We start from the raw sequence: 1,694 nt of genomic DNA on the forward strand, positions 1-1,694 counted from the left end.
GCCGACGTCATCCACCGCGCGGGCGCGCACCACGGTGTTCGCCCCGCGGCTCGCCGCGCTCATCGGCGACCACCTGGGCCGGGACGTCTTCCGGCTCGAACCGGACACCGTCGGGGTCGCGGGACACGAGGTCGCCGACCGGATCCTGGCCGCGCGCCGGGCGACCGAGACCGAGCGGCCCACCTTCAAACCGCTGCACGGGCGGTCCATCAGCCGCTCCGAGGCCTCCACCGTCACCCGCACCATCGGCAACGACGTGCGCGAGGCCCTGGCGAGGCCCCTGCCCGGGAACGTGGACCTCTCCGGCCCCTGGCCGCTGACCGGGCACAACTTCTTGCGCGACCTCATCCTCGGCCACGACCCGCGCCGGCTGCGCATGCTGATGAGCCGCACCCTCGAACTCACCCCCAAACTCACCTGGTCGGTGATCACCGTCGGTGCCGCCCTGCCCGGCTGGCCCCGGCCGCACGCCCGGCTCACCGGCCTCGCGAACCGCACCGCGCGGGCCCACGGCTATCAGGAGCGGCGCTACGCCATGGGGATGTACCGCAGGGCCGCGGCCCCCGTGTGCTTCACCATCTCCACCCTCGTCGCCAACGCCCTCTGGCTCGGCGCCCCGTTCGACGACGGCGCGTCCAGCCGGAACATCATCCTGGAGTCCCTGCGACTGCTGCCGCCCTCGTGGAACATCCTGCGCAACGCCTCCCCCGAATACCCGGCCATCGACGCCCGGATAGGCGAGCGGGACGACGTCCTGCTGCTGCCGCTGCTCTCCCACCGCGACCCCGCCCTCTGGGACGACCCGGACACCTTCCGCCCCGAGCGCTGGGACCGCCTCGACCCCGACACCACCCCCGGCTACCTGCCCTTCGGTCATGTCTCGGAGCGCTGCTGGGGCCGTCACATGGTCATGCCCCTCGCCGAGCTGCTGCTGGACCTGGTCCGCGGTTCCGGGCTGGTGGTCGACCCCGGTCAGCGGGTCGGCCGGGTCCCGCTGCTCGGGCTGCTGGGCGTGGAGGAGGTACGGCTGGTCCGGCCGCGCTGACGGCCGCCGCACCGGAAAACCGAGCCCGGGCCTTGGGCCACAGCCACTATGTCAGGTAGCCTGACATGGAAAGCGCATGATCCGGAGGCCTCGCATGACCATCGAATACGCCACCCGCTATCGGGCCCGCTCCTTCATCCCTCCGGAGCCGGGGAAGCCCTACTTCATAGAGAAGGGCCTGGGCGACCGGGCACACCTGTTCGGCGACTTGATCACGATCTACGCGGGCGGCGAACAGACCGAGAACACCTTCAACTTCTTCACCTGCGAGGGCCCCAAGGGCGAGGTGATCCCCGCCCACTCGCACGCGGACACCTACGAGGTCTTCTACATCACCCAGGGCGCCGTACGGCTCTTCGTGGAGGACCTCGAAGGCGAGCAGCACGAGAAGCTGCTCACGCCCGGGGACTTCGGCTTCGTGCCGAAGAACTGCGTGCACGCCTACCGCATGGAACGCCACCACTCCCAGGTCGTGGGCGTGGCCGCCGGACCGGGCGGTACCTTCGAGCGGTTCTTCGAGTCCCTCGGCACCCCGGCCGAGGAACTGGGTCTGCCGGCCCGGCCGTTCGTGCCCGAGCCGGAGAGGTTCCGGGCCGTGCCCGAGCGGTACGACGTCCGGTTCCGCCCCGACCACCAGTGGCGCGCCGGG

Annotated in this window: 2 protein-coding genes; both read left to right on the forward strand. The window is 71.4% G+C overall.

Annotation, left to right across the window (positions count from 1 at the left end):
- The coding region (locus H5J33_RS34275) for a cytochrome P450 (RefSeq protein ID WP_181798562.1) at nt 1-1,045 on the forward strand (1,045 nt) is incomplete at its 5' end.
- Between the two features lie 94 nt (nt 1,046-1,139).
- Nucleotides 1,140-1,694, forward strand: a 555-nt coding sequence (locus H5J33_RS34280; RefSeq protein WP_181798563.1) for a quercetin 2,3-dioxygenase, incomplete at its 3' end; no start/stop codon positions are given.

Origin of the sequence: Streptomyces sp. WELS2 (genome assembly GCF_013870595.1) — a bacterium.
Lineage (GTDB): Bacteria > Actinomycetota > Actinomycetes > Streptomycetales > Streptomycetaceae > Streptomyces.